3 protein-coding genes are annotated in these 4,707 nt (G+C 54.9%); 1 reads left to right on the forward strand and 2 read right to left on the reverse strand.

The window, feature by feature from the left end; genetic code table 11:
- The coding region (locus V6C07_RS09130) for an efflux RND transporter permease subunit (protein WP_333536109.1) at positions 1-2,690 on the forward strand (2,690 nt) is incomplete at its 5' end.
- Positions 2,691-3,218: 528 nt separating this feature from the next.
- On the opposite strand, the gene V6C07_RS09135 is transcribed toward V6C07_RS09130, so the two are convergent.
- Positions 3,219-3,767, reverse strand: a complete 549-nt coding sequence (locus V6C07_RS09135; protein WP_333536111.1) for a hypothetical protein — start codon at positions 3,765-3,767, stop codon at positions 3,219-3,221.
- Between the two features lie 242 nt (positions 3,768-4,009).
- Positions 4,010-4,537: a hypothetical protein gene (locus V6C07_RS09140; protein ID WP_333536112.1), complete on the reverse strand. Its 528-nt coding sequence runs from the start codon at positions 4,535-4,537 to the stop codon at positions 4,010-4,012.
- Positions 4,538-4,707 lie beyond the last annotated feature (170 nt).

Raw genomic sequence — 4,707 nt, forward strand, 5'->3', positions numbered from 1 at the left:
TGGGCCTGAGCATGGCCGATGAGCGCCGGGCGCTGGCCGCTGCCAATGCCTACCTGCCCAAGGGCCAGATAGAGAGCGAACAGAACTACTGGCTGGTGGGGGCCAACGACCAGTTGCACAAGGCGGACGACTACCGGTCGCTTGTTGTGGGACGCAAGGGCGACAAGGTTATCCGCCTCGAAGATGTGGCGCAGGTCAAAGACAGCTCCCAGGACGTGCGCAACATGGCGGTGTCCAACGGCCAGCCGGCCGTGCTGCTTATCGTGTTTCGCTCACCCGGCGCCAATATCATCGAAACTGTGGACAGGGTGAAGGACATGCTGCCCCAGTTGCGCTCCTGGCTGCCCGAAAGTGCGGACCTGAGCCTGCGCATGGACCGTTCGCTGACCATCCGCGCGTCTTTGCACGAGGTGGAAAAAAGCCTGATGCTGGCAATGGCGCTGGTGGTGCTGGTGACCTTTCTTTTTTTGCGCAACGGCCGGGCCACCTGTATTCCGGCGGTGGCGGCTCCTGTGTCACTTATCGCCACGTTCGGGGTCATGTACCTGTGCGGTTACAGCCTGGACAATCTTTCGCTCATGGCGCTCACGGTTTCCACCGGCTTTGTGGTGGATGACGCCATCGTGGTGCTGGAAAACATTGTCCGGCGGCTGGAGCTTGGTGAAAGCCCCATGCGGGCCGCTCTGCGCGGGGCGAGGGAAGTGGGCTTTACCGTTGTTTCCATTTCCCTTTCCCTTGTGGCGGTGTTTGCTCCCATTCTTTTTATGGGCGGCGTGGTGGGGCGACTGTTCCGGGAATTTTCTGTGGTGCTGACCACGGCGGTGCTGGTATCCATGGTGGTTTCGCTGACCACAACGCCCATGATGTGCGCCAAACTGTTGCGGCCCATCAGGCCCGGCGGCTCCACATCGGGCCCCATATCCGGCCAGACATCCGGCCAGACATCCGGCCAGACAGATGATTCCGCCCCTGATTCCGTTCCTGCCGCGGCTGAAATTCCTGCGGTGGCCCCAAAATCGGGCGTGCGGGCAAAAAATCGTGTGTGGAATGCGGTACGACGTCTCCTGTCGGGCTTGGGCGACGCCTGGGGCAAAGTGCTTGCGGGGATGCAGTCCGGCTATGCCCGCAGCCTGCCGGTGGTGCTGCGGCATCCGCGCCTGACCATGCTTGTTCTGCTGCTTGTGGTGGCCGCCAATGTGTGGATGTATATCATTGTGCCAAAAGGCTTTTTTCCCATGCAGGACACAGGCGTGATCATGGGCGGCATCCGCGCCGATCAGAGCGCGTCGTTCCAGGCCATGCAGAGCAAACTGGCAAAGCTTGTGGAAGTTATCCGTGCCGATCCGGCGGTGCGGCAGGTTTCGGCCCATATTTCCGGCGGCCGTGGCGGCGGCGGGGTGTTCATCGCCCTCAAGCCTCTGGACGAACGCAAGGTTGACGCGCAGGCCGTGCTCGGCCGCTTGCGCGGCAAGCTTTCCGGCGAGCCTGGTTTGCAGATTTTTCTGCAGCCCGCGCAGGACATCATGATGGGTGGGCGCGGTTCGCGCTCGCAGTATCAGTACACCCTGCAGGCCGACAATCTGGACGATCTGCGCACCTGGGGACGCCGCATGCAGCAGGCGCTGGCGGACGTACCCCTGTTCAAGGATGTGGACAGCGATATTGAAGAACGTGGCCTGCAAACCATGGTTACGGTCAATCGAGATGCGCTGGCGCGGCACGGTTTGAGCATGAAAGATGTGGATTCGGCTCTGGGCAATGCCTTTGGTCAAAGCCAGGTCTCCACCATCTATCGAGACAAAAACCAGTACCGTGTGGTGTTGGAATACGGTGAAAACTGGCTGGAAAGTGAAGAGGCTCTGGGCAAGGTCTACCTGTCCGGCAAGGACGGACTGGTGCCATTGCTTGGCGTGTCCAACGTGGCGCCGTCGTTTGCGCCTCTTTCGGTTTCGCATCAGGGGCAGTTTGCGGCCGTGACCCTGTCATTCAACCTTGCGCCGGGGGTGGCCCTTTCGCAGGCGCAGGAGGCCATCGAAGAGGCGCGGGTACGGCTCGGCATGCCGTCTTCCATTGTGGGCAGTTTTCAGGGAACTGCCAAAATGTTCAGCGATACGGCGGGCAATCAGGTCGTTCTCATTCTGGCGGCGCTGGCGGCGCTGTATATTGTGCTCGGCGTGCTGTACGAAAGCCTTATCCATCCTCTGACCATCCTTTCAACCCTGCCCTCAGCAGGGGGAGGAGCCTTGCTGGCCCTCATGCTGTTCAAGATGGAGTTCAGCGTTATTGCCCTTATCGGCGTGCTGCTGCTCTGTGGCATCGTCAAAAAGAACGCCATCATGATGATCGACTTTGCTCTGGAAGCCTCGCGCAGCCGCAAGCTGCCGCCGGAAAAGGCCATCTATGAGGCATGCCTGCTGCGTTTCCGTCCCATCATGATGACCACGGCAGCGGCAATTCTTGGTGCTGTGCCGCTTGTCATCGGGCAGGGCGACGGCGCCGAGATACGGCAGCCTCTGGGCGTGACCATTGTGGGGGGGCTGCTCATGAGCCAACTTTTGACGCTGTACACCACCCCTGTGGTCTATCTGTGCCTGGACCGCGCACGTCTGCGCATCCGCCGCTGGTGGTGGCGTGTGCGTTACGGAGAAGCTGTGGCGGGCAGGTTGCAGGTTTTGAGCAGAAGGACATAGGGCATATTCATAACTTCCTTTCCCCAGTGTCCAGAGCAATCTCAAGGTAAAACTGCTTTTAATCTGTTCCAGAGCAGTTTACGAATGAAATGAGTTAACTGCCCTGCAAGGATTTTCAGGAAAACCCTTGCCACGAAATGCGCGCAGGCAGGCTTTTGCCTGCCGTAAGCGAGCATTTCAAGTGTTAAATGCTCTCTGACGAACCCTCGCCAATGCTATTGCCCCCCATCAGGTAGATAAAGCAAAAAGCCCACTAGGGGCTGTCTCTAAATAATTCTTTTGTCCAACTGGCTGCGTCAAAAGGCTTTTTTTACTCCAGTCATGTGCCGCAAAAGTACACTCCTTTCGTAAAAAAAGCCTTTTTCCTTGCCCTTGGCGCAAAATCATTTATTTAGAGACAGCCCCTAGGCTGAAAATTTGAAAATTTGAAGGGGGTTTTGTACGTATCCAGGATGGTTGGAGAACGTGGCGGCAATTGCGGGGCAAACCCGCAAGCGCTGAACAAGGTGCGGGCGTGAAGAGTTTGCATTACATGTGTAAGCCGAGAATGCCGAATATGTTTCCTGCCATGTAAAGGGCAAAAATTGGGAAGAATTCATGTAAAAACACACACATGAAAAATATGGTCAGGGGTATTTTAATGAGGGCGGCGTAACCAGCGGCATGCCGAAACCCTAACAGATAAATCCCTGCTGATAATAGCATGACAACTGCCGTCCACTGCAATGCATCTGTAATTTGCCGTATAAGAAAAAAATCCAGAGACTCAAGGTGTAAATATCTTTGTATGTTGTGCGCATCGACAGGATTAATGGAAACCCAAAAAAAACTCAAAAAAGCCAGTATATATATCCAGAAACAGCGCTCCAGCCGAAATGTTTTCAGGCAAGCGACTGTGCCCACAAAACTCGCAGTAACAACAGCAACACTAGTGACAGCAGAAACCGTGCTGTTGATGTTCGCTGATGCCCATAAACTTGCTACAGCCCATAGGGTGAGCAAACATAGCGGCCAGTGTCGCAGCCAGAAAACCAGAATTGCCTTGGCTGTAGAGTTTACCACGTCTTCAATGTTCATAGGCCAATCCTTGGGGGTGCCGTAAGCTTTGCTGTATTGATGCCGAAAGTGGCGGAGTCAGCGCTGGCTGTTGTTGATAGAGCAAAAAGCAGAGCCAAGGAATACTGGGGGGTATCTGCTCATGAGTATGCATTTAAATAATTTTTAGCTTAAGGAAGAATAGCTTGCTCATTTACGTTTGCTTTTAACAGCACGTTCTGACAGGGCAAAGCCCCGGCGGCACAGAACCGCCGGGGCTTTGCTCACACAGGAATGCCAAAAATGCCACATGAATACATCACCAAGATATACCATATGAGCATGAAAATCGGCTGCAGGAAGACGTACATGAAAAAGAGGGTCAGGGGTATTTTAATAAGGGCAGCAGGGCTGACGGTATGGCTGAATCGCAAAAAATACATTCCTGAAGACAACAGTGCTACTATCCCTGTCCAAAGTACAGCTTCTACGACCCGGGATACCAAGTTTTCGTTAAATGTTTCCAGGTGTAAAACGTTCTGCAATTCATTTGATTCTATATCGGCGAAGAAGAAAGCGATAATGCCAATAAAAACAAGTGTGTATATCCAGAAGCAGCGCTCAAGGCGAAATGCCTTCAGGCAAACAACTGTAGCCACAAAGCTCGCGGCAAAAATAATTCTGCTCACGGAGTCGTTATTGTCCAAGAAATCCAGCACGGCGCACAGAGTGAGCAAACATATCGGCCAGTGCCGCAGCCAGAAATCCAGCATTGCCTTGGCTGTAGAGCTTACCACGTCTTCAATGTTCATAGGCAGGTCCTTGGAAGCAGATTTATGTCCGCCGTAATCTTCGCAATATCGGCTCCATAATGGCCGGGGCCAGCCGCAGGCACAAAGGCAAAAAAAGCAGCATAAAGGCGCAGCCGCCCAGGCCGAGCGCCAGCAGGGCCGCCCACAGGGCATGCAGGCCAAGATCAGCC

The organism is Desulfovibrio sp. 1214_IL3152, assembly GCF_036763055.1.
Classification (GTDB): Bacteria; Desulfobacterota; Desulfovibrionia; order Desulfovibrionales; family Desulfovibrionaceae; genus Desulfovibrio.

Excerpts from the sequence above, each read along its gene's own strand:
- V6C07_RS09135 (WP_333536111.1), bottom strand. The coding sequence starts at position 3,767 with ATGAACATTGAAGACGTGGTAAACTCTACAGCCAAGGCAATTCTGGTT.
- V6C07_RS09140 (WP_333536112.1), bottom strand. The coding sequence starts at position 4,537 with ATGAACATTGAAGACGTGGTAAGCTCTACAGCCAAGGCAATGCTGGAT.